Raw genomic sequence first — 18261 nt, forward strand, 5'->3', positions numbered from 1 at the left:
GCTTGGCGCCATTCCCGACTGCGGGTGCGTGGGGGCCGGTCGCGCGGTTCCTCCCCCGGCCTTCGGCCGGGGGTACCCCCGGCGCCCCTGTGGGGCGGGCCTCGGTCACGTCCCTCAGGAGGCGAGGCCCGCCACCCGCAAGGCGTGCAGCAGGTCCCAGTGGCGCTGGTCCGAGATCTGCTGGGCCGAGCGGAGCAGCAGGGGCACCAGGCGCTGGGGATCCGGTTCCGCGCTGTGGGCCGCCTCCTCCGGGGGGCGGACCTGGACGTACGTGTCCAGCAGGGCGCGGGCCTCGCGGTGGCGGCCCTCCGCGTCCAGGGCGAGGACTGCCTCGCCGATCTCCGTGGCGGGGCGGGCGACGCCCTGGCGCAGGATCTGCCGGCCGTCCTCGGTCCGGCCCGCGGCGGTCAGGGCGTCGGCGGCCGCGACGAGCCGGGCGGGCGGCAGCGAGGCCGTCTCCCACAGCAGCGTGGCCCAGTCGGCGCCGAGACCGGCCCGCTGGAGGGCGTCCGCGAGCAGCGGGAACCGGACGGCGGACCAGAGCGCCACCTCGGCCAGGAGCGCGTGGGCCTCTCCGGTGCGGCCCTCCGACCGCAGCCGTTCCAGCCGCTCGACGGCCGCCGCCACGGCCCGCCCCGACTCCTCGTCGGACTCCGCGGGCACCGGCTCCGGCCGCGCCGGTGGTACCTCGACGGCCCCGGCGAAGCGGGCTCCGCGCGGGGTCCGGCGGCCGGCGGCGGCCGCGGGCACGGACTCCTGGGGCGTCTGCGGTACGACGGTGGGCGCGGCCTCGTCCTCTGCCATGCCGGCGAACCGGGCACTGCCCCGCCGCCGCTTGCGCTGCTTGGCCGGGGCCTGGGCCGGGAGAGGGGCCGGGGCGGGAACCGGGGCCGGGGCCGGCTGGGGAGCTGCGTCACGGGTCTCGCCCCGCAGGTGCCCGGCGAGCTCGGCCCGGTGCTCCAGCCTTCCCATCCGGGCCCGGAGCTCGGCGCACCGTGCGGACGCCCGTTCGTGGTCGTCTCGGGCCCAGGCGAGGTCGATGTTCAGGGCCTCGGCCTCCTCACGGGAGGGCGCGGAGTCAAGGGCACGGCCGAGTTGGGCCAGCCGTTCCGCGGCGTACCGCTGCTCGCGGAGGGTGACGTCGAGGCGGTCGCTCAGGTCCTCGCGGGCGCCCGGCCGGGTGTCGTACGCGGCGAGCGCGTCCGCGTGCAGCCGGCGGGCCTGCTCGGCCTCACGGACGGCGGTCTCGGTGCCGTAGACGGTCGCCAGATCCTGGAGCAGCGCCGCCACGACGTCCCAGGGCGGCACGTCGCGCCCGCCGAGGCAGGCCTGCATCCCCTCGGGGTCGCGCTGCCAGAAGACGGCGCACCAGCCGCCGCCCTGGTCCAGGCGCGCCAGCAGGCCGTTCAGGTAGTTCGCGAACTCCCGCACCCGGCCCGGGAGTTGATCCACAGTCATCGCTCGACTCCCGCCAGACCGGAACACTCCGGCTCCGTAGGCAACACCAGTTGTGTTACGGGGTTGCTACGGGGAGTTTTCAGCGGGTGCGCGGAGTCCTCATTGCCCGATCTTGACCGACGCGCGTCACGCGACGACCAGGGCGCAGCGCTCCACCATGTCGTCCATCGACAGACCGAGCGCGCGCGCCAGCGCGGCGACGGTGAAGAAGGCGGGGGTCGGCGCCCGCCCGGTCTCGATCTTGCGGAGGGTCTCCGCCGAGATGCCAGCCGCGGCCGCCACCTCCGTCATGCTCCGGCCGCCGCGCGCCTCGCGCAGCAGCCGCCCGAGCCGCTCGCCGCGTTCACGCTCTTCCGGAGTAAGAGGGGTGCGTACCATGCCGCCATTCTAACCCGGTCGAGAAAACCGGTATATTAATTGGCATGGTGGAACTGAAGACAGACACATCGATCGACGCCATGTACGCGTCGGGCCAGGTCGTCGGGCGGGCCCTGACGGCCGTACGGGAGGCCGCCGCCATCGGCGTCTCCCTGCTCGAACTGGACGAAGTGGCGCGGGAGGTGCTGCGCGAGGCCGGGGCCACCTCCCCCTTCCTCGGCTACCGGCCCTCGTTCGCGCCCACCCCCTTCCCCGCCGTCATCTGCGCGTCCGTGAACGACGCGATCGTGCACGGCATCCCGACCGGCTACCGGTTGCGCGACGGCGACCTGGTCTCCATCGACTGCGGTGCGGTGCTGGACGGCTGGGCGGGCGACTCGGCGATCAGCTTCACGGTCGGCAGGCCGCGCCCGGCGGACGTACGACTCGTCGAGACCGCCGAGCGGGCGCTCGCGGCGGGCATCGCGGCGGCGGTCGTCGGCAACCGCATCGGCGACATCGCACACGCGGTCGGCCGGGTGTGCCGGGACGCCGGCTACGGCATCCCGCAGGACTTCGGCGGACACGGCATCGGCCGCCGTATGCACGAGGACCCCGGTGTACCGAACGAGGGCCGCCCCGGCCGCGGCCTCCCGCTCCGGCACGGCATGGTCCTCGCGATCGAGCCCATGCTGATCGGCGGCGGCCGGGACGGCTACCACGCGGCCGAGGACGGCTGGACCCTGCGGACGAACGACGGCTCCCGGGCGGCGCACGCGGAGCACACGGTGGCGATCACGGAGGCGGGGCCGCGGATCCTCACGGCCAGGAATCCAAAGAACTGACACCGGTTTTCCTTCGCCTTTCTTATCGGAATATGCGGGTCGGCGCCGCGCAAACGAATTCCCCAGAACGCTGAACAACGACGGCGGTCCCCCGTGTACCTGTCCGTGACGAGCGGACAGACAGCCGCCCAATCAGCGAAGCCTCCACCCCAGGGCCGAAGGCGACCCCGGCCGAATACCAACGGCCGCTGATCAGGTGACACAACGCTCGCCGGGAGCACCGGCCGGATTCCGGGTCCGGCCGGTGCGACAACGCGACACGGGAAAGGCACTGATCATCGCGGTATGGCGTACGGCGCCGCTGCGTCGCCGAATTCCGCCGCTGATTTCCGGTCGGCGCGGCCCGGCGCCCGGACGGCTGGACGTGCCCCCCTCCGGCGGGCGTGCGAAGGTGGTGTGACCGGGCCCTGCAGGGGCACCCGCGTGGACCGGCACGTCGACCAGCGAGCGCGTCCCGTCAGGCGCCGGGACGCCGGAACGGAACGAACGCTCATGACCAGCGGTTACCCCGGACCGGACAACTTCGGACAGGATCCTTTCGGAGAGTTCCTCGCACGCTTCTTCGGCGGCGGCGGAGCCCGCCAGGGCCCCCGCCAGATCGACATCGGCAGGCTGCTGAGCCAGCCGGCCAGGGAACTGGTCAAGGGCGCCGCCCAGTACGCCGCCGAGCACGGCAGCCGGGACCTGGACACCGAGCACCTGCTGCGCGCGGCGCTGTCGGCGGAGCCCACCCGTTCCCTGCTGAGCAGGTCCGGCGCCGATCCCGACTCGCTGGCGACGGAGATCGACGGCCGCGCGGGCCCGGTCCAGCACCCGCCGGGCGAGGCGCCCCCGCCGACCTCGCTCTCCCTCACCCCGGCCGTGAAGCGGGCCCTGCTGGACGCACACGACCTGGCCCGGGCAGGAGGAGCCGGGTACATCGGCCCCGAGCACGTGCTGGGCGCGCTGGCCGCCAACCCGGACTCGGCCGCCGGGCACATCCTGAACGCCGCCCGGTTCGCCGCCTCCGGCCTGCCCCCGGACGCCACGGAGACCGACCGCTCGCTCGCCGGCCCCGACACCCGGCGCCGTACGAGCAGCACGCCGAACCTCGACAAGTACGGCCGGGATCTGACCGAGCTGGCCGGTCAGGGCCGGATCGACCCGGTCATCGGCCGCGACGACGAGATCGAGCAGACCATCGAGGTGCTCTCCCGGCGCGGCAAGAACAACCCCGTGCTGATCGGTGACGCCGGTGTCGGCAAGACGGCGATCGTCGAGGGCCTGGCCCAGCGGATCGCCGACGGGGACGTGCCGGACGTACTGTCGTGCCGCCGGGTGATGGCCCTCGACCTGTCCGGCGTGGTCGCCGGCACCCGGTTCCGGGGCGACTTCGAGGAGCGGCTCAACAACATCGTGGGCGAGATCCGCGCGCACTCCGACCAGCTGGTCGTCTTCATCGACGAGCTGCACACCGTGGTCGGTGCCGGGGGCGGCGGCGAGGGCGGGGCGATGGACGCGGCCAACATCCTCAAGCCCGCGCTGGCCCGGGGCGAACTGCACGTCGTGGGCGCGACCACCCTGGAGGAGTTCCGCAAGATCGAGAAGGACGCGGCGCTGGCCCGCCGCTTCCAGCCGATCCTGGTGCCCGAGCCGACGGTCCCGGACACCATCGAGATCCTGCGCGGACTGCGCGACCGCTACGAGGCCCACCACCAGGTCCGCTACACCGACGAGGCCCTGGTCGCCGCCGTCGAGCTCTCCGACCGCTACCTCACCGACCGCAGGCTGCCGGACAAGGCGATCGACCTGATCGACCAGGCCGGCGCCCGGGTCCGCCTCGGCGCCCGCACCAAGGGCACGGACGTACGCGCCATGGAGCGCGAGATCGAGCAGCTCACCCGGGACAAGGACCAGGCGGTCGCCGACGAGCAGTACGAACGCGCCACCCAGCTCCGCGACCGCATCGGCGCGTTGAAGACCCGCATCACCGAACTCTCCGGCGAGGACGAGGCGGACGAGGGGCTGAACCTGGAGGTGACGGCCGAGGCGATCGCCGAGGTGGTCTCCCGCCAGACCGGCATCCCGGTCAGCAGCCTCACCCAGGAGGAGAAGGAACGGCTGCTCGGCCTGGAGGCCCATCTGCACCAGCGGGTCGTCGGCCAGGACGAGGCGGTCGCCGTCGTCTCCGAGGCGGTCATGCGCTCCCGCGCCGGACTGGCGAGCCCGAACCGCCCGATCGGCAGCTTCCTCTTCCTCGGCCCGACCGGCGTCGGCAAGACCGAACTGGCCCGCGCCCTCGCCGAGGTGCTGTTCGGCAGCGAGGACCGGATGGTCCGCCTGGACATGAGCGAGTACCAGGAGCGCCACACCGTCTCCCGCCTGGTGGGCGCCCCGCCCGGCTACGTCGGCCACGAGGAGGCGGGCCAGCTCACCGAGGTCGTCCGCCGCCACCCGTACTCCCTGCTCCTGCTGGACGAGGTGGAGAAGGCGCACCCGGACGTCTTCAACATCCTGCTCCAGGTCCTGGACGACGGCCGCCTGACCGACTCCCAGGGCCGCACGGTGGACTTCACCAACACGGTCATCGTGATGACGAGCAACCTGGGCTCGGACGTGATCACGCGGCGGGGCGCCGGCATCGGCTTCGGCCCCGGCGGCGAGGAGGCGACCGAGGAGGCCCGCCGCGAGCGGGTGCTGCGCCCGCTCCGGGACCACTTCCGCCCGGAGTTCCTCAACCGGATCGACGAGATCGTCGTCTTCCGCCAGCTCACCGGCGACCAGCTGCACCAGATCACCGAACTCCTGCTGGAACACACCCGCCGCATGCTGCACGCCCAGGGCATCACGGCCCGCTTCACGGACGCGGCGGTCGACTGGCTGGCAGAACACGGCTACCAGCCGGAGTACGGCGCCCGCCCGCTGCGCCGCACGATCCAACGGGAAGTCGACAACCACCTGTCACGCCTGCTGCTGGACGGCACGATCGCGGAGGGCAGTCAGGTGACGGTGGATGTCGAGGGCGGGAGTCTGGTGTTTCAGAAGCGGGATCTTTCAGGCGCCCCCGGCTGAGGCGCCCCTTCAGGGGCGCTGGGGGTACCCCCGGCCGAAGGCTGGGGGAGGAACTGCGCGACCAGCCCCCCAAGCACCCGCACCCGGCGTCTAGGACGAAGGATCCACCACCTGGGCCGATCCCCCACCCCGCCGCACGGTCTCAGCCGCCGCCAGCCACTTCCCACCCGGCAACCGCTGCACACCGGTAGCCGCCCCGATCTCCGGATTCAGGCTGAACGCGTGGCCGATCGCCTCCAACTTCCCCCGCACCTCGGGGTCGTTGTACAGCGCCGGCTCCAAATCGGTCTTCGCCGCGTTCCGCTGCGACGCCCGGGGCGCGGCGATCGCGTCCACCAGCGGCAGATGCCGGTCGAGGAACTCGGTCAGCACCTGAAGCACCGTCGTGATGATGGTCGCCCCACCGGGCGACCCCACCGCGACCACCGGCCGGTTCGCCTTGTCGAGCACGATCGTCGGAGAGATGGAGGACCGCGGCCGCTTCCCGGGCCCCGGCAGGTTCGGGTCGTGCACCGCGGGATTCGCCGGCGTGAACGAGAAGTCGGTCAGCTCGTTGTTGAGCAGGAACCCGCGCCCCGGAACGGTGATCGCGCTGCCACCGGTCTGCTCGATGGTCAGCGTGTAGGAGACGACGTTCCCCCACTTGTCGGCGACCGTGAGGTGCGTCGTGTTCTCCCCCTCGTACGTGGTCGGCGCCGCCGTACCCGTCGACCCGGGGTTGTTCGGGTCGCCCGGCGCGACCGGGCTGGTCAGCACCGCGTCGTCGCTGATCAGCTTCGCCCGCTCGTCGGCGTACCGCTGTGACAGCAGCCCCTTCGTCGGCACGTCCTCGAACGCGGGGTCGCCGACCCAGCGCCCCCGGTCGGCGAAGGAGATCCGGCTCGACTCGATGAAGTGGTGCAGGTACTGGACCTCACCGGCCTTGGAGAGGTCGGTGTTCTCCAGGATGTTGAGGGCCTCCCCGACCGTCGTCCCACCGGACGACGACGGCGCGATCGAGTACACCTTCAGCCCGCGGTACGACGTCTCGGTCGGCGCCTGCAGCTTGGCCCGGTAGGCGGCCAGGTCCTTGGCGGACAGCTTGCCCGCTCTCGCCTTCCACCCCGAACTCGCGTCCACCGGCGGGTTGTCGACCGTCGCCACGATGTCCTTGCCGAGGTCGCCGTTGTAGACGGCCCCGACCCCCTTCTTTCCCAGCTCCTCGTAGGTCCGGGCCAGTTCGGGGTTCTTGAAGGTGGAGCCCACCACCGGCAGCTGCCCGCCCGGCAGGAACAGCTTCGCAGTGTCGGGGAAGTACCGGAACCGGGTCTCGTTCGAAGCGGTCTGCGACCGGAAGGTGTCGTCGACGGCGAACCCGTCGCGGGCGATCCGCTCGGCCGGTTTCAGCACCGAGCCGAGCCGCTCCGTACCCCACTGGCTGAGCGCCGTCTGCCAGGTGGCCGGCGTCCCCGGGGTGCCGACGCTCAGTCCGCTGCTGACGGCGTCCGCGAAGGCGAGTGGCTTGCCGTTCTCCACGAACAGGTTGGAGTCGGCGGTCAGCGGTGCGGTCTCGCGACCGTCGATCGTGTGCACCGTGCGGGACTTGGCGTCGTAGTAGACGAAGTAGCCGCCGCCTCCGATGCCGGAGGAGTAGGGCTCGGTGACGCCGAGCGCGGCGGCGGTCGCGACGGCCGCGTCGACCGCGTTGCCGCCCTTGCGGAGCACCTCGATACCGGCGGCGGTGGCGTCCGCGTCGACGCTGGCCACCGCGCCGCCGTAACCGACGGCCACCGGGGTTTTCGCGGCGGTGGCACCGCCGGAGGCGGGAGGCGCTGCCGCCCCCACCGACACCACCGCGGCCGAGACCGCCAGGACCGTCAGTTTCCGCGCGACAGGGCGACGCATCCGCACCTCCAGTTCCGGAACGTCCGCGCAGCGTATCGGCGGGGCCACGACCCCGACAGCCACATTCAGGGCACTGTCATATGACCGCCACACTTCGAACACGGGTACGTTCCGGCCATCTGTGACCGCTAGCATGCGCGCCCATGAATGACGACCTGCGCAACATTATCCTCGGCGTCGTGGCGGCCGGCATCAGCGCGGCGCTCGGCTGGCTGGCCCGTACCTCGCTGTGGCGCCGGAGCCTGCGCCGCAAGCAGGCCTTTTTCGGGCTGCCGGAGAACTCGGAGTCGCTGCTGGTCGTCAACCGCGATCCGGCCACCTCCGAACCGGCGGTCCACCGCTTCGACGTGTTCGCGCTCCTCGAGCTGGCCGCGCTCATCAAGGACTGCGGCGCGAACCTCCAGATGGTGACCCAGGACAACGTCCAGCAGGGCTTCGGTGAGCGGACCGAATTCTGCGTGGGAGGTCCCGGGTCGAATCGCCGCATGCTCGCTCACATGTCCGCGATGCTGCCCGGCGTACGCGTCAACATCGACCCGGAACCGGGCCCGGACCGCGGCGCCTTCCAGATCGGCACCGAGCGCTACCGGCTGGATTCGGGCATCACGGAGTACGTACTGCTGGCCCGCCTCACCGCCGGCCAACGCCCGGACGCCCGCCCGGTGTTCCTCTTCTGCGGGCAGCGCGCGATCACCAACCAGGCGGCCACCCGCTACCTCGCCCGCAACCACCAGCGGCTCGCCCGCAAGCACGGCAACAACTCCTTCGTCCTGCTCCTCAAGGTCGTCAACTCGCAGGCCTACGGCCCTGACGTGGTCGAACTCGTCGAGGACGTCACCCGTGCCGCACAGGCCCCGCTGCCGCCCGACGCGACCGAGACGCCCCACGCCGCGCACCGCGCCTCCTGACCGCCCGCACGATTCAACAATCTTTACTCGCACGTAACTTACCGACGGGTTACTTGCAGTAAGGGGTCGCGGTTACCGTCGGGTCACTTTGCATTGACACATACGGGGAGTGACCTGTGGGAACCCATCGCAAGGCCCTGCGCACGACCGCCGTGGGCGCCGTCTCCGCGACCCTGATCGCCGGAGGTGTCCTCGGATTCACCCCCGCCGCCCAGGCCGCCGCGAACAGCGTCCGGTTCGTCGACATCACCGGCGACGGAGGTACGACGCTCAAGGCGAACGTCGTCACGCCCGCGGGCGCCGACGGCCCGCACCGCTACCCGCTGCTCGTCATGCCCACGAGCTGGGGCTTCCCGCAGGTCCAGTACCTGGCCCAGGCCCAGAAACTCGCCGACTCCGGCTATGTCGTGGTGGCCTACAACGTCCGGGGCTTCTGGCAGTCCGGCGGCGGGATCGAAGTGGCGGGTCCGCCCGATGTGGCCGACGCGTCCAAGGTGATCGACTGGGCGCTCGCCAACACCCCGTCCGACGCCGGGCACATCGGCATGGCGGGCGTGTCCTACGGCGCCGGCATCAGCCTGCTCGCGGCCGCGCACGACAAGCGGATCAAGGCCGTTGCCTCGCTCAGCGGCTGGGCCGACCTGATCGACTCGATCTATTCCGGCCGCACCGAGCACTCTGAAGCGACCGCCCTCCTCGACGGCGTCGGCCTCGTCACCGGCCGTCCGAGCGCGGAGACCAGTGAGGTCTTCAAGGACTTCTTCGCCTCCGACCTGTCCAAGGAACAGGAACTGATCGACTGGGGAAAGAAACGTTCCGCCGCGACCTATGTCGACCAGATCAACAAGAACGGCGCGGCGATCATGCTCGCCAACGCCTGGGGTGACACGATCTTCCCGCCCAACCAGATCGCCGACTTCTACCACACGCTGACCGGCCCCAAGCGGCTCGAACTGCGCCCCGGCGACCACGCCACCGCCGAGCTGACCGGACTGTTCGGACTGCCCAACGACGTGTGGACGGACACCGAGCGCTGGTTCGACCACTATCTCAGGGGCGAGGACAACGGGATCGACCGCGAGCAGCCGGTCGAGCTCAAGTCCCGGTCCACGGGCGGCTACGAAGGCTACCCGGACTGGAAGTCGGTCGGCGTCACCCGGCGGAAGATCGCCCTGGCGGGCACGGCCACCGTCCACGCGAACGTCGACTCGGGCGCGGACGGCGGGATCGTCTTCCTGTCCAGCATCCTCGACCAGGTCGCCCAGTTGCCCCCGGTCGCCTCGATCCCGCTGCTCCCCCGCCGGTGGGCCGCCGTCTGGCAGTCCGAGCGGTACGCCGACGCACAACAGGTGCGTGGTACGGCCACGTTGCACACCACCCTCACCCCGACCGCGGAGAGCGGCACCCTCGTCGCCTACCTCTACGACGTGGGGCCGCTCGGCCTCGGCAAGCTGGTCACCAACGCGCCGTACACCTGGCACGGCCGGACGCCCGGCAAGGCGTTCGACGTGGACCTGGACCTGTTCTCCACGGCCTACGACGTGCCCGCCGGGCACCGGCTCGCGCTGGTGATCGACACGGTGGACCCGCTCTACGTCGAGCACAACCCGTCCGGCGCGCAGCTGACCTTCTCCTCGCCGGTGGACGACCCGTCGTACGTGTCCGTTCCGCTGCGCGAGCAGTGATCTCCGGCTGCCGCCGGCCGGGCCTGGCCCTTTGGCTGCTGCCCCCTACGGCAGCAGCGTCCCCGGTTCGGCCGGGGCCACCTCGGCGGCCCCGGTCCTGGGACTGTGCCGCTCCCGCCTGGCCACCCAGCCGGCGAACCACGAGAGCAGCATGCACATCCCGATGCAGATCGGCGAGATCACCATCACCACAGGGATGAAGGGCAAATCGTAGTCGAGGTTGGATGCGATCAGTTTCCCGGCATGGAGGAACTCCTCGTAGGTGATGAGATAGCCGAGCGAGGTGTCCTTCAGGGCCACCACGAGCCGGCTGATGACGGCGGGCAGCATGGCCCGGACGGCCTGGGGCGCCAGGACGTACGACATGACCTGGGTCTTGCGCATGCCGAGCGCGAACGCGGCCTCGCGGCGGCCGCGTTCGACGCCGTTCACCCCGGAGGGGAACACCTCGGCGAGCACCGAGCCGTTGTAGAGGGTGAGTCCGGCGACCAGGGCGGGCAGCGGCTGGACCTTCAGCGCCACGAAGACGAAGAAGATCATCACCAGGACGGGCACGGCACGGAAGAACTCCACGACGACGGTGGCGAGCAGGCGTGCCGGCCGGTGCTCGGAGAGCCGTCCGGTGGCCAGCAGTCCGCCCAGCGCGAGGGAGAGGAAGGCCGCCGTCGCGAAGGCCTTGAGCGTGTTGCCGAGGCCTCGCAGGAGGAGCTTCTGAATCCCCTCGTAGGCGAAGGGCATCCACTTCGTGAACCGGCCTGCTCCTTCTTGCGCCTGCGGACCTTGATCTGGGCGACGGAGACGTTCTGCAGGACCGTCTTGCGGGCGAACAGGTTGCAGGGCTGGAAGACCATGCCGGCCTCGGCGTGGAGCTTCGCGAGGGCCTTGCCCTCCTGGGGCAGCGGCCGGCCGTCGAGCGTGATCGTCCCGGACTCGACGGTCTCCAGGCGGTTGATCGTCCGGCACAGCGTCGACTTCCCCGCCCCCGAAGGGCCGATGACGACGACCACCTCTCCCCCGCCGACGGTGAGATCGATGCCCTGGAGGACATGGAGCTCGCCGTAGTACTTGTTGACGTCCCGCAGTTCGATCAGAGGATCGACGGCCATCCGCAGCCCTACCCACTCTCAGCTGTGTCGTGGTTGCCGCAAACTATCCAGCCGCGAGTGGACTTAAGGCACGACACGCACTTTTCGGGCATTAGCCGTATTTATGCCGTCTTTACTGGAGGCCCTGTTCGCCGTCCTGATCGCCGTGCGGGCGGCCGTCGTTCAGGCCTCGGCGACCTCCGCGTAGAGCTGGGAGAGCTCGGGGACCCCGCTCGCGGCCCAGTCGTGGCCGGACTCGACGACCTCGAACTCCCGCCCGGACGCGAGCCGTACGACCGGCTCGCCGTCCGCCCGGATCTCCCACTCGGCGCCGGGCACGGTCCGGGTCAGGACGGTGCCCAGGTACAGGCCGGCATCGGTGCCGAGCCAGGTCAGGGTCTCCTCGTCGTCCCGCCAGCGCGGGAGCAACTGGTCGAGGGCCTCCAGCGAGGCCGGGGTGTCGTCGAGCGAGACACCCTCCTCGGCCGCCTGGGCGCGCAGGAGCTCGCACTCGGCGAGCAGATCGGGATCGGCGTGGTGGGGGACGTCACCGGTCTTGCCGTGCCTGTTACCCAGAAAGGGGAAGTTCATGGTCCCAGGTTGACACTCACACCTCCAGGTCCACCACCACCGGGGCATGATCGGAAGCGCCCTTTCCCTTGCGCTCCTCACGGTCGACGTAGGCGTCCTTCACGGCTTTGCCGAATGCTTCGTTCCCGTACACCAGGTCGATGCGCATGCCGCGGTTCTTGGGGAAGGCGAGCTGGCGGTAGTCCCAGTAGGTGTAGGGGTGGTCGTACTTCAGCGGGCGCGGGACGACGTCGGTCAGGCCGGTCTCGCGCAGGGCGGTGAGCGCGGCGCGCTCGGCCGGGGTGACGTGGGTGAGGCCCTCGAAGGCGGCCACGTCGAAGACGTCGTCGTCCGTCGGCGCCACGTTGTAGTCACCGAGGACCGCGAAGGGGCGGCTGCCGCCCGCGTCCCCGGCGACTGCGGCCTTCAGCGCCTCGAACCACTGGAGCTTGTAGGCGTAGTGCGGGTGGTCCACCTCGCGGCCGTTGGGCACGTACACCGACCAGACCCGGACCGGCCCGCAGGTCGCCGAGATCGCGCGGGGCTCGGGCGCGCCGTCGTAGCCCGGGTCGCCGGGCAGGCCCTTGACGACGTCCTCCAGGCCGACCTTCGACAGCACCGCCACGCCGTTCCACCGGCCCGTCGCGTGGACCGCCGCCTCGTAGCCCAGCTCGCGCAGTTGCTCGAACGGGAACTGCGCCTCGGCGACCTTGGCCTCCTGGAGGCAGAGCACGTCGGTGCCGCTGCTCTCCAGCCAGGCGAGGAGCCTCGGCAGGCGGGCGGTGATCGAGTTCACGTTCCAGGTCGCGATGCGCATGCCCACAACCTACCGGGCCCCTCTGACAAGCGGCCTCGGACGTCCGGCCCCGGACGTCCGGCCTCGCACCACCGCCCTCCGGTCCCCGGCCTCAGACGTCCGCCGAGGCCCCCGGTGCCAGCCGCTGGTGGTCCGCGCCGCCCAGGGCGCCGATCTGGCGGTCGTAGATCGGCCGGGCGAGGTCGGTGAGCAGGGCGTCGTGGATGTCGTAGGCGCGCTGCGGCTTCACCTCGCGGACGTAGTCGATGACCTCGGAGATCTTGTTCCAGGGCGCCATCACGGGGAGCATCAGCGTCTCGACGGGGTGGTCGGGGACGGTGAGGGCGTCGCCGGGGTGGAAGACCTTGCCGCCGTCGATCAGGTAGCCGACGTTGGTGATCCGCGGGATGTCCGGGTGGATCACCGCGTGCAGTTCGCCGTGCACCTGGACGTCGAAGCCGGCGGCAGTGAAGGTGTCGCCGTGGCCGACGGTGTGCACCCGGCCCGGGAAGGCCGCCGTCAGCTGGTCGGCGACGGACTTCAGGGTCCAGATCTCGACGCCGGGGTTGGCGTCCAGCGCGGCCCGCAGCCGGCCCTCGTCGAAGTGGTCGGCGTGCTCGTGGGTGATCAGGATCGCGTCGGCGCCGACGGCCGCGTCCTGCTCGCTGAACCCGCCGGGGTCGAGGACGAGCGTGCGCCCTTCCTTCTCGAGGCGCACGCACGCGTGGGACTTCTTGGTCAGCTTCATGGTCACCATCCTGCCCCCGGGCCGTCCCGCGGTCCTCGGGGACTCCCCGGTCCCCGAGCGGTCCCTCAGTCCTCGGGAGTGGTCTCCTCGCGGATGACCTGCTGGGCGACCCGGAACGCGCTGTTCGCGGCCGGTATCCCGCAGTACACCGCCGCCTGGAGCAGCACTTCCTTGATCTCGCCCGGGGTGAGGCCGTTGCGCAGCGCGGCCCGGACGTGGAAGCCCAGCTCCTCCAGGTGGCCGCCCGCGACCAGCGCGGTGAGCGTGACACAGCTGCGCGAGCGCCGGTCGAGGCCGGGCCGGTCCCAGATCTCGCCCCACGCGTAGCGGGTGACGAGCTCCTGGAAGTCCCCGGAGAACTCGTCGGCCTGCGCCAGCGCCCGGTCCACGTGCGCGTCCCCGAGCACCTCCCGGCGGACCTTCAGCCCCGCCTCGTAGGGATCGGGCCGCCCGAGCGGCTGCGGTGGAACGACCGGCGGGGCGATCTCGGCGATCGGCGTGACCTGGGGAGCGAACTGGGGCACGGCCTGGGGAGCCGCCGTCAGCACCGGCTTCACCGGGGCCGCCGGGATGGCGATCTGGCCGGTGGTCGAGTCGTAGGCGGGCTGCCAGGCGGTGGAGAAGTGCCGCACCAGCAGATCGGTGACGGCGGCGGGCTGCTCGACCGGGACCAGGTGGGAGGCTCCGGGTACGACCGCGAGCCGGGCGTCCGGGATGCCGGCGACCAGGGTGCGGGCCTCGGCGGGTCCGGTGATCTGGTCGTCGGAGCCGACCAGGACGAGCGTCGGTACGCCGACCCGGGCGAGTTCGTGCCGTACGTCGAAGCCGGCCAGCGCCTCGCAGGCGGCGATGTAGCAGCCGGGGTCGGTGGTGCGGACCATCTGGACGGCCCACTCGGTGATCGCGGGCTGGGCGGCGGCGAACCCGCCGGTGAACCAGCGCTCGGGCGAGGTCCGGGCGATCGGGTCGAGGCCGTTCGTCCGTACGATCACACCGCGCTGCCGGAACTCGTCCGCCGTCCCGAACCGGGGCGAGGTGGCGACCAGCGCCAGCGAGGCGATCCGCTCCGGGTGCCGCAGCGCCAGCTCGACGCCGACGGCCCCGCCGAGCGCGCAGCCCGCGTAGCCGAAGCGCTGCACACCGAAGGAGTCCAGCGTGGCCAGCAGCCGGGCGGTCAGCTCGGCCACGGAACCGCCCGGGTGCGCCGGGGCGCCACCGTGCCCGGGCAGGTCGTAGCGGAAGACCCGCCACTGCTGGATCAGCTCCGGGATCTGCCGGTCCCACATGTGCCATGTGGTACCCAGTGAGGGACCCAAGATCAGGACCGGAGCGTCTTCTGGCCCGTCAAAGCGGTATTGCAGGGTGTTCGGGGGTGTCTCACTCACGCCCCAGACCCTCTCACGTCTCACGGACGCCCCTATAACGCGGGGGCGCGGGAAACCGGTCTGACCAGGTTGAAGACCTCGCGGGCGGCATATCGCTTGAGGCATCGGATGATCTCGCGTCGGGTCTTGCCCTCCTGGGTGCGGCGTTCGTAGTACGCCTGGGTGCGCGGATCGTGGCGCAGCCGGGTGAACACGATGCGGTGCAGGGCGGCGTTCGCCTGACGGTCGCCGCCGTAGTTGAGCCGGCGCGTGCGACGCCGGCCGGAGGAGTACTCGATGGGGCTGACTCCGCAAAGGGCAGCAAAGGACGCCTCGGAGCACAGCCGCCCGGGATTGTCCCCCATGGTGATCAGCAGGGTGACGGCACTATCTGGACCGATGCCCACCGGTACGAGCAGTTGCGGCGCGTGGCGTTCGACGAGCCGGGTCAGTCGCTGTTTCAGCTCATTGATCTGTCCGGTGAGCTGCTCAATGCGTTCGGCAAGCATGCGTAATGTCATGCAGGTGGCCTGGGCCACCGCGTCCTCCTCTCTCCCACCGTCGGGTGGGCTGAGGGTCGCGCAGGTGCGGAACAGCTCGGCATTGCCCAGGCCGGACAGCCGCTCCCGCAGGACGGGATCGGCGATCACCAGGACGGCCTTGAGCTGGTTGATCGCCTGAGTGCGGGCCTTGACCGCAGAGTCCTTGGCGAGTTTATAGATCCGGGCGCTGTGCACCGGACCGTCGCCGGACTTGGCCCGGGCCCGGGCGCGACCGCTGAGCACGGCTCGCGCGGCGGCCTGAGCGTCGAGCGGGTCCGACTTCCCGAGCAGCCGGCGGGCCGACCGGTCGGGCCGGTTCACCTCGTATACCTCGACCTGCTGGGCCAGCAGGTAACGGGACAGGCCCGCGCCGAAGGTGCCGGTGCCCTCCACACCGGCCCGGCGCACCGTACCCCTCTTGCGGGCCCAGACAAGCAGTTGTCGGTAACCGGCCGCCGTCGCCGGAAAGGACTCGGTTCCCAGGACCTTCCCGAGCGGGGAGATCACGGCGGCGACATGCACCTCACCGTGCGTGTCCACGCCCAGGACGACCTCGCGCCGAACGGGCGGATCCGTGCTCGAGGAGGTGCTGCGCTGTCGGGTCGTCATGATGGTTCGCCTCCCACGTGGCGTGCTGGCTAGGGTGAATGGCACCGGCCTGTTCGGGCGGTCTGAACCGTGATGGCGCCTGAAACTCGGCAAGGCCCCTATAGGGACACGCCCTGTGGCTCGGTGGCAGGCAGCATCCCGCAACGGCAGTCGACAGGTCTGTGACTGGACACTTTGGTCATAGATCTCACGAGTCAGACCCCCGTCCGGGACAGCACTGCACAACCGTCCCATCGATCGCGGTACAGCGACGTGGCTCGATCACTGCCGGATGACTTCGGCCGAACCAATACTCAACCTGACTGAGGGGATTGACAGGGCGTTGACTCTCGTCCACTCCTGACCGGTATTGGCAGGGAGACCTCACGCAAGGAGGTGGTGCTCACCGGCTGCGGCAGCTGCGGCTCCTCCGGCTGTCGTCAAGGAGCCCTGCGCAGGTGCGGAAGAGTTCTGCGTTTCCTAGCCCAGCCAGTTCCTCCCTCAGCTGCGGATCGGCACGGACGAGATCGCCGGAACCGATTCTGCGGCCCCCCTTTCCGTCCCTGCGGCGGCGGCCATGGCGGCGAGGAAGGCGTGGGCGAGCATGGCCAGGGTGATGTGCCGATACCAGCCCGGATACCGGCGAACTTCGTGCTGATCCAGGCCGCACTCGTTCTTCGCGGCCTGGAACACCTCCTCGATCGCTCAGCGCGTCCCGGCGACCCGCACCAGTTCGGCGGTGCCGGTGCCAGCCGGTGCATAGGCGAGGTAGTAGGCGATCTCGTCCGGACGGGCCAGGCTGCGGCGGGCCAGCACCCACCGGTCGTGGGTGGGCGCATCACCGTCGAAGTCATCGATCGCGGGCAGTCTCGCTGCCGCCCAGTCGTAGACGCGTGGCCCTTTCGCGCCCGCCCCGCAGGAGTGCCGTTCCCAGGCTTCCTCGGGTGCCTGGGTGATGGTGAAGTCGATGCGGCCGATGGCGTGCACGAGCTGGGACTTCGGCACGGCCAGAACGTAGCCGACGCCGGCCTCCTCCAGCAGGCGGCGCAGCCGCCACTCCTGGCCGTAGGCCGAGTCTGCGGTCACCCAGGCGGTCGGCAGCGGCGAGGCCAGGGCCCGCATGATGATGGCCTTCGCGAGATCGCCTTTGGTGGCGAACGCGCACTCGTCGGGAATCCTTGCCTCTGTGCAGCGGTCCTGATCAGAGGTCCAGGACTTCGGCAGATACAGCTCTCGGTCCACCAGCGCGCGGCCCTTGGAGGAGGCATAGGCGGCGAACACGCCGATCTGGCGGTTCTCGGTGCGGCCCGCCGTGCCGGAGTACTGCCGTTGCACCCCGGCCGAGACGGTGCCCTTCTTGATGAGTTGGGTCGGGGACGGGACGCCGTGCACCTTCTCGGGTGTCGGTCTTCCCGTCCCCGCCCGCCGAACCGGACGTGCTCGTTGGCCGAGCATCCGGCTCTCCACGCGATCCGATGGATTCAGGCGAGGTATTCGCTGACCTGGCCGACGAAGGCCACATCGTCGTGGGTGGTCCGGCGGAAGCGTGCTCCGCGTGGATCGACCTCGTCGATGTTGTATGGCGTGCTGATCTTCGCTCCGCGGAAGCGGTAACGCTCGACCTTCATCTTCGCCGGGTTGTAGAGGGTGATCCCACCCTCCGCGATGCTGTCCGCCGCGAAGTAGCGGCGGCGCATCTGCTTCCAGGTCATGCGAGGGTGCTTGCGGCGAATCCAAAGATTCATCCTCCGCCACGCGTACCAGCCGAGATACGAGAACGTTCTCTTCGAGACGCCGTAGCGAAAGTAGGCCGCCCAACCCCGGAGGATTGGGTTGACCGCCCGCAGCACCTCCTCCAACGAGAGCGAGGTCGTGCCCCTCCCCGTCAGTTTCTTGATCTTGTGCATCACCGATGCCAAAGACTGCTTGGACGGAATGGTGAGCACAACACGACGGCCGCCGCCCCAGGACCTGCGCTGGATGTGGAAGCCCAGGAAGACGAAGCCGTCGTCGATGTGGGTGATGTGGGTCTTCTCGTCTGAGAGGGTCATCTTCAGTCTGCTGGCCAGCAGTCCGCCGATCTCGGCCTTCAGTGCTTCGGCGTCTTTTCTCGTGCCATGCACCAGCACGATGAAATCGTCGGCATAACGCACCAGCCGGAAGTTCGGCAGCCCCTTGCGGCGTCGATGCTGCCGACGCCACGCCGGGGTCATCTCGGTGTCCCAGATCCGCGAGAAGTGCCGGTCCAGGACAGAGAGATAGATGTTGGCCAATAGCGGTGAGATCACGCCTCCAACGCAATGGGCAACTTCACCTTCGAAGTGACGCTGCGTTATCGGAGGTTGGAGAAGCTGCCTCGTGGGGAGAGTAGGCAGCGTCA

16 protein-coding genes and 1 pseudogene are annotated in these 18261 nt (G+C 70.5%); 4 read left to right on the plus strand and 13 right to left on the minus strand.

The window, feature by feature from the left end; genetic code table 11:
* Positions 1-114: 114 nt before the first annotated feature.
* Both ACFY0P_RS23600 and ACFY0P_RS23605 read right to left on the minus strand, forming a co-directional pair.
* Complete coding sequence (locus tag ACFY0P_RS23600; RefSeq protein ID WP_388916326.1) at positions 115-1458, minus strand: hypothetical protein; 1344 nt, start codon at positions 1456-1458, stop codon at positions 115-117.
* A gap of 126 nt (positions 1459-1584) precedes the next feature.
* Positions 1585-1836, minus strand: a complete 252-nt coding sequence (locus tag ACFY0P_RS23605) for a helix-turn-helix domain-containing protein (RefSeq protein WP_388916329.1) — start codon at positions 1834-1836, stop codon at positions 1585-1587.
* A 44-nt stretch (positions 1837-1880) separates the two neighbouring features.
* Between ACFY0P_RS23605 and map the strand changes: the two genes are divergently transcribed.
* Together map and ACFY0P_RS23615 are read left to right on the plus strand one after the other, a co-directional pair.
* Positions 1881-2660: a type I methionyl aminopeptidase gene (gene map / locus ACFY0P_RS23610; protein WP_388916332.1), complete on the plus strand. Its 780-nt coding sequence runs from the start codon at positions 1881-1883 to the stop codon at positions 2658-2660.
* Between the two features lie 492 nt (positions 2661-3152).
* Positions 3153-5711, plus strand: coding sequence for an ATP-dependent Clp protease ATP-binding subunit (locus ACFY0P_RS23615; protein ID WP_388916335.1), 2559 nt, complete (start codon positions 3153-3155; stop codon positions 5709-5711).
* Between the two features lie 90 nt (positions 5712-5801).
* Here the strand turns inward: ACFY0P_RS23615 and ggt are convergent, their stop codons facing one another.
* Entirely contained in the window at positions 5802-7595 is a 1794-nt protein-coding gene (gene ggt, locus ACFY0P_RS23620) for a gamma-glutamyltransferase (protein WP_388916338.1), read from the minus strand.
* Positions 7596-7738: 143 nt separating this feature from the next.
* Here ggt and ACFY0P_RS23625 point away from each other — a divergent pair, with 143 nt between their 5' ends.
* Together ACFY0P_RS23625 and ACFY0P_RS23630 are read left to right on the plus strand one after the other, a co-directional pair.
* Positions 7739-8503, plus strand: a complete 765-nt coding sequence (locus ACFY0P_RS23625; protein ID WP_388916341.1) for a hypothetical protein — start codon at positions 7739-7741, stop codon at positions 8501-8503.
* Between the two features lie 116 nt (positions 8504-8619).
* Positions 8620-10188: a CocE/NonD family hydrolase gene (locus tag ACFY0P_RS23630; RefSeq protein WP_388916344.1), complete on the plus strand. Its 1569-nt coding sequence runs from the start codon at positions 8620-8622 to the stop codon at positions 10186-10188.
* A 45-nt stretch (positions 10189-10233) separates the two neighbouring features.
* Here the strand turns inward: ACFY0P_RS23630 and ACFY0P_RS23635 are convergent, their stop codons facing one another.
* From ACFY0P_RS23635 to ACFY0P_RS23680, 10 genes and pseudogenes are all read right to left on the minus strand, one after another.
* Positions 10234-11025 carry an amino acid ABC transporter permease gene (locus tag ACFY0P_RS23635; protein WP_388916416.1) on the minus strand — a complete coding sequence of 264 codons (792 nt, stop codon included), beginning with the start codon at positions 11023-11025 and terminating at the stop codon, positions 10234-10236.
* A pseudogene (locus ACFY0P_RS23640) lies at positions 10929-11294 on the minus strand (ATP-binding cassette domain-containing protein); the annotation flags it as partial. The pseudogene ACFY0P_RS23640 and the gene ACFY0P_RS23635, both read right to left, overlap by 97 nt.
* 162 nt (positions 11295-11456) lie before the next feature.
* Positions 11457-11864 (minus strand): DUF6278 family protein, encoded by a 408-nt coding sequence (locus ACFY0P_RS23645; protein ID WP_388916347.1) that lies wholly within the window; start codon positions 11862-11864, stop codon positions 11457-11459.
* Between the two features lie 16 nt (positions 11865-11880).
* Positions 11881-12660, minus strand: a complete 780-nt coding sequence (locus tag ACFY0P_RS23650; RefSeq protein WP_388916350.1) for an exodeoxyribonuclease III — start codon at positions 12658-12660, stop codon at positions 11881-11883.
* A 91-nt stretch (positions 12661-12751) separates the two neighbouring features.
* Positions 12752-13387, minus strand: coding sequence for an MBL fold metallo-hydrolase (locus ACFY0P_RS23655; RefSeq protein ID WP_388916353.1), 636 nt, complete (start codon positions 13385-13387; stop codon positions 12752-12754).
* A gap of 65 nt (positions 13388-13452) precedes the next feature.
* A complete protein-coding gene (pcaC, locus tag ACFY0P_RS23660; RefSeq protein WP_388916356.1) occupies positions 13453-14772 on the minus strand; it encodes a 4-carboxymuconolactone decarboxylase in 1320 nt (439 codons plus the stop codon).
* Positions 14773-14804: 32 nt separating this feature from the next.
* On the minus strand, positions 14805-15902 hold the full coding sequence (locus ACFY0P_RS23665) for an IS110 family transposase (RefSeq protein WP_388916359.1): 1098 nt from the start codon (positions 15900-15902) through the stop codon (positions 14805-14807).
* Between the two features lie 480 nt (positions 15903-16382).
* On the minus strand, positions 16383-16574 hold the full coding sequence (locus ACFY0P_RS23670; protein WP_388916362.1) for a hypothetical protein: 192 nt from the start codon (positions 16572-16574) through the stop codon (positions 16383-16385).
* Between the two features lie 12 nt (positions 16575-16586).
* Positions 16587-17273: an IS701 family transposase gene (locus ACFY0P_RS23675; protein WP_388916365.1), complete on the minus strand. Its 687-nt coding sequence runs from the start codon at positions 17271-17273 to the stop codon at positions 16587-16589.
* An 89-nt stretch (positions 17274-17362) separates the two neighbouring features.
* Positions 17363-18261, minus strand: an 899-nt coding sequence (locus ACFY0P_RS23680; RefSeq protein WP_388916368.1) for a group II intron maturase-specific domain-containing protein, incomplete at its 5' end; no start/stop codon positions are given.

Source organism: Streptomyces sp. NPDC001714 (assembly GCF_042892755.1).
GTDB lineage: Bacteria > Actinomycetota > Actinomycetes > Streptomycetales > Streptomycetaceae > Streptomyces.

Bases quoted from the DNA above. Each gene is read 5' to 3' on its own strand.
- ACFY0P_RS23600 (WP_388916326.1), bottom strand. From the start codon at position 1,458: ATGACTGTGGATCAACTCCCGGGCCGGGTGCGGGAGTTCGCGAACTAC.
- ACFY0P_RS23605 (WP_388916329.1), bottom strand. From the start codon at position 1,836: ATGGTACGCACCCCTCTTACTCCGGAAGAGCGTGAACGCGGCGAGCGG.
- map (WP_388916332.1), top strand. From the start codon at position 1,881: ATGGTGGAACTGAAGACAGACACATCGATCGACGCCATGTACGCGTCG.
- ACFY0P_RS23615 (WP_388916335.1), top strand. From the start codon at position 3,153: ATGACCAGCGGTTACCCCGGACCGGACAACTTCGGACAGGATCCTTTC.
- ggt (WP_388916338.1), bottom strand. From the start codon at position 7,595: ATGCGTCGCCCTGTCGCGCGGAAACTGACGGTCCTGGCGGTCTCGGCC.
- ACFY0P_RS23625 (WP_388916341.1), top strand. From the start codon at position 7,739: ATGAATGACGACCTGCGCAACATTATCCTCGGCGTCGTGGCGGCCGGC.
- ACFY0P_RS23645 (WP_388916347.1), bottom strand. From the start codon at position 11,864: ATGAACTTCCCCTTTCTGGGTAACAGGCACGGCAAGACCGGTGACGTC.
- ACFY0P_RS23650 (WP_388916350.1), bottom strand. From the start codon at position 12,660: ATGCGCATCGCGACCTGGAACGTGAACTCGATCACCGCCCGCCTGCCG.
- ACFY0P_RS23655 (WP_388916353.1), bottom strand. From the start codon at position 13,387: ATGAAGCTGACCAAGAAGTCCCACGCGTGCGTGCGCCTCGAGAAGGAA.
- ACFY0P_RS23665 (WP_388916359.1), bottom strand. From the start codon at position 15,902: ATGACGACCCGACAGCGCAGCACCTCCTCGAGCACGGATCCGCCCGTT.